Raw genomic sequence first — 15,695 nt, 5'->3', positions numbered from 1 at the left:
ACGAAGCAATCCATCCACCCGTTATGCCGAACCATGGATTGCTTCGCTTCGCTCGCAATGACGAAGGAGACTTAGGAGACCTATCATGCTCAGAGAAATCCGCCCCGCCATCCTCGTGCTGGTCCTGCTGACCGCGATCACGGGCCTTGCCTATCCGCTCGCCGTCACCGGGATCGCCGGCGTCATCTTTCCGAGGCAGGCCCAAGGCAGCCTGATCGAGAAGGACGGCAAGGTGATCGGCTCCGCCCTGATCGGGCAGGAGTTCAAGGACGATAGATACTTCCACGGCCGGCCGTCGGCGACGGTCGCGCCGGATCCGAACGATTCCTCCAAGACCGTGCCTGCGCCCTACAACGCGGCCAATTCCGGCGGCTCCAACTTCGGCCCGACCAGCAAGGCGCTGAACGACCGGGTCAAGGAGGATGTCGAAAAGCTGAAGGCGGAGAACCCGTCCGCCAGCGTCCCGGTCGATCTGGTCACCACCTCTGCCAGCGGACTCGATCCGGACATTTCGCCGGACGCCGCGCTGTTCCAGGTGCCGCGGGTGGCCAAGGCGCGCAACATGTCCGAGGACACGGTGCGCGAGCTGGTGAGGCAGAACACGCAGGGCCGCTTCGCCGGCGTGATCGGCGAGCCCCGCGTTAACGTTCTTGCGCTCAACCTGGCGCTCGACGCGGCAAGGGCGAAATAGGGGAGTAGGCCCGCTCTCGCAGGATGACTATATTGCGGTATGGCCAATCAGCGCGACCCCAATAAACGACCCTCGCCGGATGCGCTGCTGGAGGCGGCGCGCCGGGAGACCGATCGCTCGGGACGGCTGAAGATCTTCATCGGCGCCGCCCCTGGCGTCGGCAAGACCTACGAGATGCTGCAAAGCGCCCACGCCCGCCTCAAGGCGGGCGTCGACGTCGTGGTCGGCGTCGTCGAAACCCACGGGCGGGTAGAGACCGAGACACTGCTCAGGGGCCTCGAGGTGATACCGCGGAAGCGGCTGGCCTATCGCGACCAGACGCTCGAGGAAATGGACCTCGACGCCCTGATCGCGCGGCGGCCGCAACTCGCGCTGGTCGACGAGCTCGCCCATACCAACGCGCCGGGCAGCCGGCATCCCAAGCGCTATCTCGACGTCGAGGAGCTGCTGTCGCACGGCATCGACGTCTACACCGCGATCAACATCCAGCATATCGAGAGCCTCAACGACGTCGTCGCGCAGATCACCCATGTGCGGGTGCGCGAGACCGTGCCCGACTCGGTGGTCGATCGCGCCGACGCCATCGAGTTGATCGACCTCACGCCCGACGATCTGATCCAGCGGCTGAAGGAGGGCAAGGTCTATGTGCCCAAGCAGGCCGAGCGGGCGCTGGAGCACTATTTCTCGCCGGGCAATCTGACCGCGCTGCGCGAGTTGGCGCTGCGCCGGACCGCCGAGCGGGTCGACGAGCAGCTGCTCAACCACATGCAGGCCAACGCGATTGCCGGTCCCTGGGCGGCCGGCGAGCGCATCCTGGTGTGCCTCAGCGAGGACCCGCGCGCGGCCGGCCTCGTGCGCTACACCAAGCGCCTGGCCGACCGGTTGCACGCGCAATGGACCGCCGTCAGCATCGAGACCCGGCGCAGCCTGCAACTGAGCGACGAGCAGCGCGACCGGCTTGTCGACACCATGCGGCTCGCGGAATCGCTCGGCGGCGAGGCGCTGACGCTTCCCGGCATCGGCCGCCGCATCGCCGACGACGTCATTAATTTCGCCCAGGCCAACAACGTCACCCAGATCATCATCGGCAAGTCGACGCGTTCGCGCTGGTTCGAGCTGACGCACGGCTCGGTCGTGCACGATCTGGTGCGCCGCGCCGGCAATATCAGCGTCAACGTGATCGCCGGCGACGAATTGCCAGTGGCCAAGGCGGCGGTGCAGACCGCGCAGCGACAGGAGCCGTTCAATCCGCGGCCCTATCTGATGGCGCTGCTGCTGACCGCAATCGGGCTCGGCGCGGCCAAGCTGATCCAGCCGTTCTTCGGTATCGAGAATGTCGACCTCGTCTTCATCACCGCGGTGGTCGGCGCGGCCGCGCGCTACGGCTTGTGGCCGTCGCTGCTGGCCAGCGTCGCGGCCTCGCTGTGCTACAATTTCTTCTTCCTGCCGCCGGTCTACACCTTCACCATCACCGACCCGACCAATGTCGCGGCGTTCTTCTTCTTCATGCTGATCGCGCTTCTGGTCTCCAACGTCGCGGCGCGGGTGCGGGTTCAGGCCGACACCGCGATCGGCCGCGTCCGCACCACCGAATCGCTCTATGCGTTCAGCCGCAAGCTCGCCGGCACCGCGACGCTCGACGACGTGCTGTGGGCGACGGCCTATCAGATCGCGCTGATGCTGAAGGTGCGGGTGGTGCTGCTGCTGCCGGAGGGCGGCATGCTGACCGTCAAGAGCGGCTATCCGCCCGAGGACCAGCTCGATCAGGCCGATCTCGCCGCCGCCAACTGGGCGTGGGGCAACGATCGCCCGGCCGGCCGCGGTTCGGACACGCTGCCGGGCGGCAAGCGGCTGTTCCTGCCGATGCGCACCGGCCGTGGCCCGATCGGCGTGATCGGCATCGACGACGACCGCACCGGGCCGCTATTGACGCCGGACCAGCGCCGGCTGCTCGACGCGTTGGTCGATCAGGGCGCGCTCGCGATCGAACGCGTGCTGCTGGTCGAGGACATGGATCGCGTCAAGCGCACGGTGGAATCCGACCGGCTGCGCGGCGCGCTGCTGACCTCGATCTCGCACGACCTCAAGACCCCGCTTGCCTCGGTGCTCGGCTCGGCCTCGGCGCTGCGCGATCTCGGCGCCAGTCTGAGCGACGCACAGAAGCATGATCTGCTCGCCACCGTAATCGACGAGTCGGAGCGGCTGAATCGTTTCATCGCCAATCTGCTCGACATGACCAAACTGGAATCCGGCGCGATCGTGCCCAACACCGCGCGGCACGATGTCGGCGAGATCGTCGGCAGCGCGCTGCGCCGGGCGGGCAAGATCCTGAAGCATCACCGGGTGTCGCTGGAGCTCGCGGCCGACCTGCCGATGCTGGAGCTCGACGCCGTGCTGTTCGAGCAGGTGTTGTTCAACCTGCTCGATAACGCGGCCAAATACGCACCGTCGGACACCACGATCTCGATCCGCGGCGTCCGGGACCGCGACACGATCGCGCTGCAGATCCTGGACGAGGGCAAAGGCATTCCTCCCGCCGAGCTCGAAAGCGTGTTCGACAAGTTCTATCGTGCCGAGAAGGGCGACCATGTCCGCCCCGGCACCGGCCTCGGTCTCGCGATCTCGCGCGGCTTCGTCGAGGCGATGCGCGGCACGATCGCGGCGGCCAACCGCTCCGACCGGAGCGGCGCCGTCATCACCATCCGCCTGCCTGTTACGGCCGACACCAACGCGCTGGACACTGCTGCATGAATGCGACGCCGATCAAAGTCCTGGTCATCGATGACGAGCCGCCGATCCGCAAGCTGCTGCGGATGGGGCTGAGCACGCAGGGCTACGACATCCTCGAGGCGTCCAACGGCAAAATCGCACTTGAGATGCTGGGCGATGGGCCAGCGCTGATCATCCTCGATCTCGGATTGCCTGACATCCAGGGCCACGATTTGCTACGCATGATTCGCGGCCGCAACGAGAGCGTCCCGATCGTGGTGCTATCGAGCCGCGGCGACGAGGCCGGTAAGGTGCAGGCGCTCGATCTCGGCGCCGACGATTATCTGACCAAGCCGTTCGGCATGGACGAATTGCTGGCGCGGCTGCGCGCGGCACTGCGTCACCAGCTGCAGGTGCAGGGCGAGCGGCCGGTGTTCCGCTCCGGCGATCTCTCGGTCGATCTGGTGCGCCGGATCGTCAAGGTCGACGACAAGGAGATCAAGCTGTCGCCGAAGGAGTATGACCTGTTGCGCGTGCTGGTTCAGCATGCCGGCAAGGTGCTGACCCATCGCTTCCTCTTGAAGGAGTTGTGGGACGAACTGACCGACGCGCAATATCTGCGCGTCTATGTGCGCCAGCTTCGCCAGAAGATCGAGGCTGACCCCGAGCGCCCGCAATTCGTGCTGACCGAGACCGGCATCGGCTATCGGCTGCGCGCGGCGGACTAGCTTCGGAACTTTCGTCCCCATCGAGGCTTGTTTTCCCTTACCGGGAGAAAAGCGATGGCAAGAAAATACTCGCGGAAGGCATCAAGCGATGTCGAGCGCGTGATGAAGAAGCGCAAGGCCGGGACGCTGCGCAGCGGCCGCTCCAAGAAGAAGGTGAAGAGCCGCAAGCAGGCGATCGCGATCGGCCTGTCAGAGGCGCGCGCCAAGGGCCGCAAGGTGCCGAGGAAGGCCGCCAAGAAAACGGCGAAGAAACGCAAGACGGCCAAGAAGCGCAAGGCGGCGAAGAAGCGGTAGGGCGCCAAACGTCTCTCACCGTCATTGCGAGCCACCCGGTCGGCGCGAAGCGCCGCCGGATGACAGGCTCCGCGAAGCAATCCACCTCTCCACTTATGCGGAAAGATGGATTGCTTCGTCGCTTCAGAGCAAATTGCATTGCAATTTTGTCGCGAGCTCCTCGCAATGACGGTGGAAAGGAATTCATCCTGCCTTGCGTGACCGCGCACCCGACCGGTGCGCCTTTTTGGCGGCGCGGGGGTGCGAGGGCGGGCGGCGCGCCGTGGAGCGCGAGCGCCGTGCGCCGCCTTTCCGATCCTTCAGGCTTCTCTTCAGCGCGTCCATCAGGTTGACGACATTGCTGGGTTTCTCCTCGCGCTCGGTGGCCTTGATCGGCTTGCCGGCGGCCTTGCGGCGGACCAGCGCCTTCAGCGCGGTTTCGTACTCATCCTTGAATTTCGACGGATCGAAATGCGCGGCCTTGCTGTCGAGGATGTGGCCGGCGAGCTCGATCATGTCCTTGGTGACCTTCGGGCTCTTGATGTCGTCGAAATAGTCGTCGGCGTCGCGCAGTTCGTAGGGATAGCGCAATGTGGTGCCGACCAGGCCCTTGCCGAACGGCTCGATCGCGATCACGTGCTCGCGGTTGGTCAGCACGATGCGAGCCAGCGCGACGCGGTCCTGGTCCTTCATGGCGTCGCGGATCACCGCGAACGCGTCGGCGCCAGCCTTGCCGTCGGGCCTGATATAATAGGGGTGGTCGAGATAGCGCTTGTCGATCTCGCCCTCGGGCACGAAGGAATCGATATCGATGGTGTGGTTGCTCTCGATCTGAACTGCATCGAGCTCGTCCTTCTCGATCTCGACATATTTGCCCTTGCGTAGCTCGTAGCCGCGGCCCTTCTGGTCGCCCTCGACGACGTCGCCGGTCTCGGTATCGACCATCTGCTGCCTCAGCCGGTTGCCGGTCTCCCGGTTGATCATGTGGAAGCGGGTCTTCTCGACCGCGGTCGAGGCCGGATAGAGCGCCACCGGACACGACACCAGCGAGAGTTTGAGCGTGCCTTTCCAGTAGGCGCGGGGAGCGGCCATGATCTTCTCCAAACAGCTTGAGTTTGGAACTTGAACGGATACCGTGGGTTTTGGTTCCTGATGGTCGCACGGAGGCGGCGGTCGTCGTTTGCGCCGAGGTTTTGTTGTGTCGCTGAGAAACCTGTCCACCTATCGCAAGAAGCGCGACTTCGAAAAGACCGGCGAGCCGTCCGGCGACGTCAAGGTGGCGCCCGGCAAGCAGCGGCGCTTTGTGATCCAGAAGCACGACGCGACCCGACTGCATTATGATTTCAGGCTCGAGTTCGACGGCGTCTTCAAGTCATGGGCGGTGACGCGGGGGCCCTCGCTCGATCCGCACGACAAGCGGCTGGCGGTCGAGGTGGAGGATCATCCGCTCGACTACGGCGACTTCGAAGGCACCATACCGGAAGGCCAGTATGGCGGCGGCACGGTGCAGCTGTGGGACCGCGGCACCTGGGAGTCGGACGATCCCGAACGTGGCTTCAAGAAGGGCGACCTGAAGTTCACGCTTGATGGCGACAAGCTGCACGGCAGCTGGGTGCTGGTGCGGATGAAGAACGACCGCTTTGGCGGCAAGCGCACCAATTGGCTCCTGATCAAGCACCGCGATGAATATGCGGTGGACGGCAATGGCGAAGCGATCCTCGACGAGGACCGCTCGGTCGCCTCCGGCCGCTCGATGGCGCAGATCGCAGCCGGCAGGGGCCGGGCGCCGAAACCCTTCATGTTGGCCAACGGCAACGGCAAGGCCAAGGCTACAATCAAGGCCGACGCGGTCTGGCAGTCCAATCACGGCATGGCTGCGGACTCGCGCGCCAGGACCAAGGCGCCGGCGCCCAAAGCACAACTGAAGGAGCGACCGAACGCGAAATCGAAGCAGGTGGCGGAGGTGCCGGACTTCGTCGCGCCGCAGCTCTGCGCCGCGGTCGAGAGCCCGCGTAACGGCGCGGGCTGGTGCCACGAGATCAAGTTCGACGGCTATCGCGTGCAGCTCCGCGTCGAGCACGGCGGGGCCGTGGTGAAGACCCGCAAGGGGCTCGACTGGTCCGACAAGTTCGGCGCGATCGTGAAGGAGGCCGGCAAGCTGCCGGATGCGCTGATCGACGGCGAGATCGTCGCGCTCGACAAGAACGGCACGCCGCATTTTTCGACGCTGCAGGCGGCGCTGTCCGACGGCAAGACCGACCGGCTGATCTTCTACGCGTTCGACCTGCTGTTTGCCGGCAACGAGGATCTCCGCCCGCTGCCGCTTGCCGAGCGCAAGGCGCGGCTGAAGGCGCTGCTCGGGGCACGCAAGGGCAAGAATGTCCTGATCCGCTATGTCGAGCATTTCGAGGAGCGCGGCGACGCAGTGCTCGATTCCGCGCGCAAGCTCGGGCTGGAAGGCATCGTCTCCAAGCGGCTCGACGGCGCCTACCGCTCCGGCCGCTCCGACGACTGGACCAAGGCAAAAATCCGCGCCGGCCATGAGGTGGTGCTCGGCGGCTGGAAGACCACAAACGGCAAATTCCGCTCGCTGATGGCGGGCGTCTATCGCGGCGATCATCTGGCCTTCGTCGGCATCGTCGGCACGGGCTTCGGCCAGGACACGGTCCGCCGCATCATGCCGGCGCTGAAGGCGGCGGCGTCCGACAAGAGCCCGTTCGGCGGCAAGGATGCGCCGAAGAAGACCTGCGACGTGCACTGGCTGAAGCCGGAGCTGGTCGCCGAGATCGAGTTTGCCGGCTGGACCGACGCCGGCAATATCCGCCAGGCGGCGTTCAAGGGCCTGCGCCAGGACAAGCCGCCGCATGAGGTCGAGGCCGAGCGGCCGGTCGTAACCAAAGTGGTGCAGCCGATGGCCAAGGGGGAATCATCCGGCAGATCATCCGGTGAGGTGATGGGCGTCGCTATCTCCCACCCGGACAAGGCATTGTGGCCGGACGCCGGCGATGGCGAGCCGGTGACGAAGCTCGACCTCGCCAACTATTTCGAGGCGGTCGGCGAATGGATGATCTCCTATCTCAAGGGGCGGCCGTGCTCAATCGTGCGCGCGCCCGACGGCATCAAGGGCGAGACCTTCTTTCAGCGCCATGCCATGGCCGGTACGTCGAAGCTCTTGAAGCTCGCCAAGGTCTCGGGCGACCGCAAACCCTATCTGCAGGTCGACCAGGTCGAGGGCCTCGCTGCGGTCGCGCAGCTCGGCGGCCTCGAGCTCCATCCCTGGAATTGCGCGCCCGATGCCTATGACACGCCGGGCCGGCTGGTGTTCGATCTCGATCCCGCGCCCGACCTCGCGTTCACCGATGTGATCGACGCCGCCAAGGACATGCGCCAGCGGCTCACCGCGGTCGGTCTCGAAAGCTTCTGCAAGACCACCGGCGGCAAGGGTCTGCACGTCGTAACGCCGCTGCTCTCCGGCGCCAGAGACAAGGTGACGTGGAAGGAGGCCAAAGCGTTCGCGCAAGTCATCTGCCAGTGGATGGAGCAGGACGATCCGGAGCGTTACCTGGTCAACATGTCCAAGGCCAAGCGCACCGGAAAGATTTTCCTCGACTATTTGCGCAACGACCGGCTCTCGACCGCGGTCTCGGTGTTGTCACCGCGGGCACGTCCGGGCGCGACGGTATCGATGCCGCTGACCTGGAGCCAGGTTCGCGGCGACCTCGATCCTAAGAAGTACACGGTGCGGTCGGTGCCGGCGCTGCTTGCAAAGACCAAGGCCTGGGACGGCTATGACGATGCGGCGTCGTCGATCAAGGCGGCGATGAAGAAGCTCGCGGCACAGTGAGGACCGTCAGGAGCACGCGCGTTCTCCTCGTCATCCCCGGCGAAAGCGGGGTATCCGGTACGCCGCGGCTCATCGGTTCAATCGTCGACGTCTCTGGAATACTGGATCACCCGCTTTCGCGGGTGATGACAGTCATTGATGTGGTGCCGACGCAGCACGCTTACGCGCGCTACAGTCGTCCGAGCAGCAGCAGGATCAGCAGGATCACGATCACCAGGCCGAGGCCGCCGCCCCCGTAATAGCCGGTGCCGTAGAACGGTCCGCCGCCGATGCCGCTGAAGCCGCCAAGCAGCGCGATGACCAGAATAATAAGAATGATCGTTCCAAGTGACATCTCAATTCCTCCTCAGCCCGGCGGGCCCGTTGTCTCTGCCCTTCCGGAGAGGAAACAGCCCTTCACTGCGAAGGTTCCGGGTTGAGCGGCGCGATAAAGCCGTGTGGCCTTCCGTTTACGTTGGAACAGAACTACATGAACGGAATCCATGGAGGAGTGCACCACGATGTCAGCGCCGCTGATCGTCTCGATTCCCCACAGCCTCGGCCGCGACGAGGCCATGCGCCGCCTGAAGACGGGCTTGTCGCGCGCAGCGGCGAACGTGCCGGTAATGAGCGTCGACGAGGAGCGCTGGGAGGATAACCGCATGAGCTTTCGCATCCGCGCGCTGGGACAGGTTGCGGCCGGGCATCTCGATGTCGAGGATACCCGTGTGCGCGTCGAGGTGACGCTGCCGTGGCTGCTGCAGCGCTTCGCCGAGGTTGCACAGGCCGCCATTCAGAAGAGCGGGCAGCTGCTGCTGACCAAGCGCTGACGCGGGTGCTAATTGTGTGCGCGCACGCGCTTTGAGGTTTGCCTGGCTGCCGCTGCGGCTTTCGCGTTCAACACCGCGACCGGCAGATTGGCGAACAGCGTTGAGAGCTGAATCCTGGAGGTCCCGTCCGGGAGCGCGTATCCAGCCACGTCGATCTCACCTTCAAAGACGTCAGGGCGCGGCCAGTGGCGCCCGCCCTGCGTGAACGGCGCAAATGATTTCGCCACCGCGACGATGACCGCCTCACGGCCATGGCGTCGCGCGAATGCGATGACATGATCGCGATGCGCCCCGCTGACCGCGAGCGGCTGGTAGCCGCCGCTGGTGAAGACGTCGGGCAGCTCGTTGCGTAGCCGCAAGAGATGCCGTGTCCATGCGAATTTGAGGTGGCCGTCGCGCCAGATCTGCGCCAGCGCGCCCCAATCCGGCGCCTCAAGCGTTGCCAGCATTTCCGCGCGTTGGGCAAAGTCGACCGGACGGCGGTTGTCGGGGTCAACAAGCGAAAGATCCCAGCTTTCGGTGCCCTGGTAGAAATCCGGCACGCCGGGCATGGTCGCCTTCAGCGTGATCTGGCTGAGCGAATTCAGCGCGCCGATCAGCGCGGTGCGCTCTGCCAGCGTGTTCAGCGCATCGAGAAATTCAGGCGAAGTGGTACGATCGAGGATCCGGTCGATGAAGGTTTTCACGCCCGCTTCGTAGGGCTTGTGCGGATTGAGCCAGCTGGTCTCCTGCTTGCCCTCGCGGGCCGCCTTCAGCGCATAGGCCTGGATGCGCGCGACAAGCGCGGTGTCGTCCGGATCCCAGGCGCCGACCAGGGCCTGATACAGCATATATTCGAACGTCGCCGATGGCGCACGCATCTCGCCGTCGAGTACCAGATGCGGCGCGTTCAGCACCTTCCAGCGTGCCACGGCGCTGGTCCATTCGCCGGGAATCTCCGCAAGCGCCATGATGCGGGCGCGGGCGTCCTCACCGCGCTTGGTGTCGTGGGTCGCGGTCGCGGTCATGCCGTGCGGCCATTCGCGCGCCCGGACCTGCATCATGGCGTGGAAGGTCTCGGGCGCGATCGCGCTTGCCGCCGGATCGCCGCCAACCTCGTTGAGCGCCAGCAGGCGGTGGTAGCGATAGAAGGTCGTGTCCTCCAGCGACTTCGCCATCATCGGCCCGGTGAACTGCTGCACCTTCAGCGCGAAACGGCGGACCCGCGGCGCGCTGTGCGGCGGCCGGCCGGGCTTCAGCAGGTCCATGGTCAAGGCATCGCGCAGGAAGTCGAAGATGCCTTCATCGGCGGCGAACCAGTCGGCGCGGGCGCGCGCGATGGTCTCGCTGATCAGCGCGCGGTCGTGCGCCGTCGGGCCGGAGGCGGTGAGATAGGTGCGATAGACCGGGAAGTGCAGCACGTAGAGCTCGAGCGCCTGCCGCAGACTGTCGGCCGAGAAGTCGCGGGTCGAATAGTGTCCGCTGGCAATGCGCGCGAGCAGCCGCGCCAGGACGGTGAATTCGCTGGTCAGCAAGGTCTCCAGCACGCGGCGCTTGGCCTCGCGCAGCACCGGCGTCAAATTCGGCGACTGGTTGCTGATTTGCCGCCAGATCTCGTTGAGCGGATCGAGCCCGCCGGCATCGACCAGCACCCGGCTGATCGTGTTCATCCATTCATAGCCGGTGGTGCCGTGGACGCCGCTGAATTTCGTCAGCTTCTCGTCTTCGCCCAGGATCTTCTCGATCACCATGTAGAACGGCTTTGCCCTGGCGCCCTGCGCGGCGCGGATCAGACGACGCAGTCGCTGGAAATACTGGGCGGGATCGCGCAGGCCGTCGATATGGTCGAGCCGCAGGCCCTGCAGCCGGTCCTCCGCGATCAGCCGCTTCACCAGACTGTGGCTCGCCTCGAAGGTGGCGGCGTCCTCGACCCTGAGGCCGGCCAGCGTGTTGACGTCGAAGAAGCGGCGATAGTTGATGTCGCTGGAGGCAAGCCGCCAGTGGCCGAGCTTGTAGTGCTGACGCTCCAGCAAATGATGCAACGCTAGTGTCTGTGCAGGGCGGTTCTCACCGGCGCGATAGGCATCGAGCCCGCGCGCGATGATCTCGGCGTCGCCTGCGATTGCCCTGATCGCCGCCTTTAGCGTCGGAGCCTCGATGCGGTTCGGGTGGCGCAGGCCGCGGTATCGCGCGGCGAGCTCGAGCATCGCCCGTCCGGCCGGGCTGTCGTCTGCGCCGGCCTCGCGGACGATGGTCCGCAGCACCTCACCATAGCGCTCCGGCGCGATCGGCAGCCGGTGCTCGAAATACCAGGCGGAGAAGCTGCCTTCGTTCGCGTCGTAGCGCAGCTCGATGTCGCCACGCTCCAGCGCCTGGCCATAGGACGAGCCGAGGATCGGCAGCAGCACACCGCCGCGCGCACGATAGGGCAGCAGCTCCCAGTCGATGTCGAAGGAGACCGCATGCGGCGACGCCGGTCCCCATTCCAGCACATCGAGCCACCATGGATTGTCGGCAAAGTGCACGCCGACATGGTTCGGCACGAAGTCCAGGATCAGGCCGAGGCCGTGGCGCTTCAGCGCGTCGCTCAACCGTGCAAAGCCTTCTTCACCGCCGAGCTCGGGGTTGAATTTGGTGTGGTCGACGACGTCGTAGCCATGGGTCGAACCCTTGCGCGCCTTCATGAAGGGCGACGCATAAACATGGCTGATGCCGAGCGCCTTCAGATACGGCACCACGCCGGCGGCGGCATCGAAGTCGAAATCGGCAGTGAGTTGCAGTCGGTATGTCGCGATCGGGATCGCCGGAGGCATTGTGCTATCCGATGTGCCAGCGCACCGCCCAGCCGGGGAGGTCGCTCGACAACGCACCGCCCCAGATCGCAGTTCCCTGCGGCTCCGCCGTGCCGGTGATGGCTCGATCCGACAAATTGGCGGTGAGCCACAGCGTGCGACCGTCACCCATCCGCCAATGCACGGTCAAGAGATCGCCCGTGACGCGGCCGCCTCCGAAGCGTGCCCCGGTGAGCCGCGGCGTGATCTCGCGCCGACGCACGGCGAGCAGGTCGCGCACCAGCGCGAGCCGCTCGCGGGCGGGATCGTGGCCGAGGGCTGCCCAGTCGAGCACCGCCGATCGCACCGTCTCCTCGGCGAGCGGGTCAGGAATGTCGTCGCCATATTTGGCATAGGCCCAGGCGAACTCGCGACGCCGCCCGGCCCGGACTGCGTTGGCGAGGTCGCCCTTGAAATCGCAGAAGAACGGAAAGGGCGTGGTCGCGCCCCATTCCTCGCCCATGAACAGCATCGGCGTGGTCGGCGCGATCAGCATAACCGCCAGCGCCGCCTCGATCGCCTCCGGCTTCGCGATGCACTCGAGCCGATCGCCCAGCGGCCGGTTGCCGATCTGATCGTGATTCTGCAGGAAGTTGATGAAGCAGGTCGGCGACAGCGCGCCGCTCGGCTCGCCGCGGGCCTTGCCGCCCCAGAACGCCGAGACTTCGCCCTGATAGACATAGCCGGACGATAGCGCGCGTGCGAGGTCCTGCTTCGGCGCCCGATAGTCGCCATAATAGCCCTGCGTTTCGCCGGTCACCAGCACGTGCCAGGCGTGGTGATAGTCGTCGTTCCACTGGCCGCGGAATTTGCCGTGCGGTGGGTCCGCGGCGGCGTCGAGCAGGCTTGCAATGTTGTCGCCATTTTCAAGCACGAGGTTGATCTGCCGGCCGGTTTCGCTGGCGAGTTGGCCTGCGGCCTTGCTGAAATCATGGAGCACGGAGACTTCGCCGGCTTCGACAATGGTGTTGACTGCGTCGAAGCGCAGCCCGTCGAAGCGATAGTCGCGCAGCCAGCTCACGACGCTCCCGATCGCAAACGCCCGCACCTCGGGCACGCGATAATCGATCGCGCTGCCCCACGGGGTATGTGCGTCACTGAAGAAGGAGGGCGCATAACGGCCGAGATAATTCCCCTCGGGGCCGAAATGGTTGTAGACCACGTCGAGCATCACCATCAGCCCGCGCAGATGCGCCTCGTCGATCAGGGTCTTCAGGTCGTCGGGACGGCCGTAGGCGCTGTCGGGCGCGTACCACAACACGCCGTCATAGCCCCAGTTGCGCCTCCCTGCGAAATCCGCCAGCGGCATCAGTTCGAGCGCAGTGATACCGGTTGCGACGAGATGATCGAGCTTGTCGATCATGGCGCGGTAGGTGCCCTCAGGCGTGAAGGTGCCGACATGAGCCTCGAGAACGACAGCCTCATGCCAGGGGCGGCCGCGCCACCCGGATGCGCGCCATTTGAAGGCGGCGTGGTCGATCACCTCGCTCGCGCCGAACACATCGTCCGGCTGGAAGGCCGAGGCCGGATCGGGCACATCGACCTCGTCATCGATGCGGAATTTGTAACGCGTGCCGGCGCGCGCGTCCGGGATTTCGGCGACGTGCCAGCCGGCCGCATCGCGCGCCAGTGCGTGCACATCGCGGCTCCGCGTCTGCGGCCTGTCGAGCAGGAGGTCGACGCGCCTGGCCGCCGGCGCCCACAGCCGGAACCGCGCGCCATCAGGTGTCAGCTCTGCGCCGAAATGTTGCGTACTCATGCGGAGCCTGCAAATGCCAGCACCGAGCGCGGCGGTGCCGTGGTATCGGCGCCGGATGCAAATTGCTCACCCGTTTGCACCGCTTTGGTCGTGTTCAAGACCTGCTGCCAGCTCCTGTATTCCGCCATCCTCGGCATCCTGAACACGATCTCCTGCGGCGCGGCATTCAGCACGATAAGGATCGGCGCCTGTCCTGGTTCCATCGGCCCCAGCACATAGGCCAGGAAACGGCTTTCGGGGAATTTCCAGTCGGACTCCTTCATCTCCTCCGCGGCCGGCGTCAGCCACAGCACGCCATAGCTGCCGTCGGTGCGGCGGCCGTCGAGCCAGCTCTGGCAGCGGATCTGGCCGAAGCGGCGGCGCAGCGCGGTGAGATGGCCGATGAAATCGATGGCGTCATCATCCGTGCCGAGGTTCTCCCAGCCGATCCAGCCGGTCTCGTTGTCCTGGCAATAGGCGTTGTTGTTGCCGTCCTGCGTGTTGGCGACCTCATCGCCGGCGAGGATCAACGGAGTGCCCTGCGCGAGCAGCAGGCAGGCCAGTGCATTCTTCCGCAGCTGGCGGCGCAGCGCGATGATGGCAGGATCGTCGGTCGGGCCTTCATGACCGCAATTGTTGCTGTGATTGTCGTTGGAGCCGTCGCGATTGTCCTCGCCATTGGCCTCATTGTGCTTCTCATTGTAGCTGAAGAGGTCGGCGAGCGTGAAGCCGTCATGCACCGTGATGTGGTTGACGCTGGCGCGGGTCGCGCGGTTGTCGTGATGAAACAAATCCGAGGAGGCGGTCATGCGGCCCGAGATGTCGCCGATCAGGCTGCCTTCGCCGCTCCAGTAACGCCGCATCGCGCTGCGATAGCGGTCATTCCACTCCGACCATTGCGATGGAAACGCGCCGACCTGGTAGCCACCGAGACCAAGGTCCCAGGGCTCGGCGACCATCTTCGCGGTCGCCAGCACCGGGTCCTGCCGTATCGCGGTGAGGAAAGGATGGTTGCGGTCGAACCCGTTCGGCCCGCGGGCAAGTGTCGTGGCGAGATCGAAGCGGAAGCCATCGACATGGCAGACCTCGACCCAGTAGCGCAGCGAATCCATCACCATCTGCAGCACGCGCGGATGGGTGAGGTTGACCGAGCTGCCGCAGCCGGTGAAGTCGTCGTAGAAGCGGGGGTTCTCGCGATCCAGCCAATAGTAGGAGGCGTTGTCGATGCCGCGGAAGCACAGCGTCGGGCCCATATGGTTGCCCTCGGCGGTGTGGTTGTAGACGACGTCGAGCAGCACCTCGATGCCGGCATCGTGCAGCCGGGCCACCGTGGTGCGGAAGGAGTCGAGCGCATTGTCCTGAGCGTAGCGCGCCTCGGGCGCGAAGAAGGCGATGGTGTTGTAGCCCCAGTAATTCGTCAGCTTCTTCTCGACCAGGATGCGGTCGTCGATCAGGCCATGGATCGGCAACAGCTCGATGGTGGTGACGCCGAGCCGCTTGAGGTGGGTGATCATCGCCGGCGACGACAGGCCGCCATAGGTGCCGCGCAGGTTCGGCGGCACGTCCTCGCGCTTCTGCGTCAGGCCCTTGACGTGGGCCTCGTAGATGATGGTGTCTTCCCAGGGAATCTGCGGCCGGATCTCGCGGCGGCCCCAGTTGAAGGTCTCGTCGACCACCACCGCCTTCGGCATTCCGCGGGCATTGTCGCGCCGGTCGAAGGAGAGGTCCTCGCGCGCGCTGCCGGTGCGGTAGGCGAAATGAGCATCGCTCCACACCAGCCGGCCGGCGAGCCGCTTGGCGTAGGGATCGAGCAAGAGCTTGTTGGGGTTGAAGCGGTGGCCGCGCTCCGGCGCGTAGGGCCCGTAGACGCGATAGCCGTAGAGCTGGCCTGGCGAGACGTCGTTGAGATAGCAGTGCCAGACGTCTTCGGTGCGCTCCGGCATCTCGATCCGCTCGAGCTCGCGGCGGCCCTGGCCGTCGAATAGGCACAGCTCCACTTTCTCCGCATTCGCCGAGAACAGCGCAAAATTGGTGCCTCTGCCGTCCCAGCTTGCACCGAGCCGTGCGGACGTGCCCCCGGTCAGTCGCATGAA

11 protein-coding genes are annotated in these 15,695 nt (G+C 65.5%); 6 read left to right on the top strand and 5 right to left on the bottom strand.

The annotated features are described in order from the left end of the window. Window positions 1-85: 85 nt before the first annotated feature. Genes ABIB78_RS09410 through ABIB78_RS09395 form a run of 4 tightly spaced genes read left to right on the top strand, consistent with a single transcriptional unit; the run spans window position 86 to window position 4,422 of the window. The gene (locus ABIB78_RS09410) at window positions 86-691 is read left to right on the top strand and encodes a K(+)-transporting ATPase subunit C (RefSeq protein WP_429023900.1); all 606 of its coding nucleotides are present in this window, start codon (window positions 86-88) and stop codon (window positions 689-691) included. Between the two features lie 39 nt (window positions 692-730). Then, window positions 731-3,442, top strand: coding sequence for a DUF4118 domain-containing protein (locus ABIB78_RS09405; RefSeq protein WP_429023898.1), 2,712 nt, complete (start codon window positions 731-733; stop codon window positions 3,440-3,442). Further along, window positions 3,439-4,128, top strand: coding sequence for a response regulator (locus ABIB78_RS09400; RefSeq protein WP_429023896.1), 690 nt, complete (start codon window positions 3,439-3,441; stop codon window positions 4,126-4,128). The genes ABIB78_RS09405 and ABIB78_RS09400 overlap by 4 nt, the downstream gene beginning before the upstream one ends. Before the next feature lie 54 nt (window positions 4,129-4,182). Next, window positions 4,183-4,422 (top strand): DUF6496 domain-containing protein, encoded by a 240-nt coding sequence (locus tag ABIB78_RS09395; RefSeq protein ID WP_429023894.1) that lies wholly within the window; start codon window positions 4,183-4,185, stop codon window positions 4,420-4,422. Between the two features lie 183 nt (window positions 4,423-4,605). Here the strand turns inward: ABIB78_RS09395 and ABIB78_RS09390 are convergent, their stop codons facing one another. After that, window positions 4,606-5,493, bottom strand: coding sequence for a Ku protein (locus ABIB78_RS09390; RefSeq protein WP_429023893.1), 888 nt, complete (start codon window positions 5,491-5,493; stop codon window positions 4,606-4,608). 106 nt (window positions 5,494-5,599) lie between these two features. Between ABIB78_RS09390 and ligD the strand changes: the two genes are divergently transcribed. Continuing rightward, window positions 5,600-8,245 carry a DNA ligase D gene (gene ligD / locus ABIB78_RS09385; RefSeq protein WP_429023891.1) on the top strand — a complete coding sequence of 882 codons (2,646 nt, stop codon included), beginning with the start codon at window positions 5,600-5,602 and terminating at the stop codon, window positions 8,243-8,245. A gap of 169 nt (window positions 8,246-8,414) precedes the next feature. Here the strand turns inward: ligD and ABIB78_RS09380 are convergent, their stop codons facing one another. Further along, window positions 8,415-8,579: a DUF3309 family protein gene (locus ABIB78_RS09380; RefSeq protein WP_076865768.1), complete on the bottom strand. Its 165-nt coding sequence runs from the start codon at window positions 8,577-8,579 to the stop codon at window positions 8,415-8,417. Between the two features lie 166 nt (window positions 8,580-8,745). Between ABIB78_RS09380 and ABIB78_RS09375 the strand changes: the two genes are divergently transcribed. Then, the gene (locus ABIB78_RS09375) at window positions 8,746-9,054 is read left to right on the top strand and encodes a polyhydroxyalkanoic acid system family protein (protein WP_429023889.1); all 309 of its coding nucleotides are present in this window, start codon (window positions 8,746-8,748) and stop codon (window positions 9,052-9,054) included. Between the two features lie 8 nt (window positions 9,055-9,062). Here ABIB78_RS09375 and treY read toward each other — a convergent pair whose 3' ends face one another. The 3 genes from treY to glgX are packed head-to-tail and all read right to left on the bottom strand — an operon-like array spanning window position 9,063 to window position 15,692. Next, entirely contained in the window at window positions 9,063-11,846 is a 2,784-nt protein-coding gene (gene treY, locus ABIB78_RS09370; protein ID WP_429023887.1) for a malto-oligosyltrehalose synthase, read from the bottom strand. A 4-nt stretch (window positions 11,847-11,850) separates the two neighbouring features. Next, window positions 11,851-13,623, bottom strand: coding sequence for a malto-oligosyltrehalose trehalohydrolase (gene treZ, locus ABIB78_RS09365; RefSeq protein ID WP_429023885.1), 1,773 nt, complete (start codon window positions 13,621-13,623; stop codon window positions 11,851-11,853). Further along, window positions 13,620-15,692, bottom strand: coding sequence for a glycogen debranching protein GlgX (gene glgX, locus ABIB78_RS09360; RefSeq protein ID WP_429023883.1), 2,073 nt, complete (start codon window positions 15,690-15,692; stop codon window positions 13,620-13,622). Before glgX ends, treZ begins: the two co-directional genes overlap by 4 nt. Window positions 15,693-15,695: the final 3 nt, after the last annotated feature.

Source organism: Bradyrhizobium sp. I1.14.4 (genome assembly GCF_050435825.1).
Taxonomy (GTDB): Bacteria; Pseudomonadota; Alphaproteobacteria; order Rhizobiales; family Xanthobacteraceae; genus Bradyrhizobium.
The sequence above is the reverse complement of the archived record's forward strand: the minus strand, read 5'-3'. Positions and strand labels throughout refer to the sequence as shown.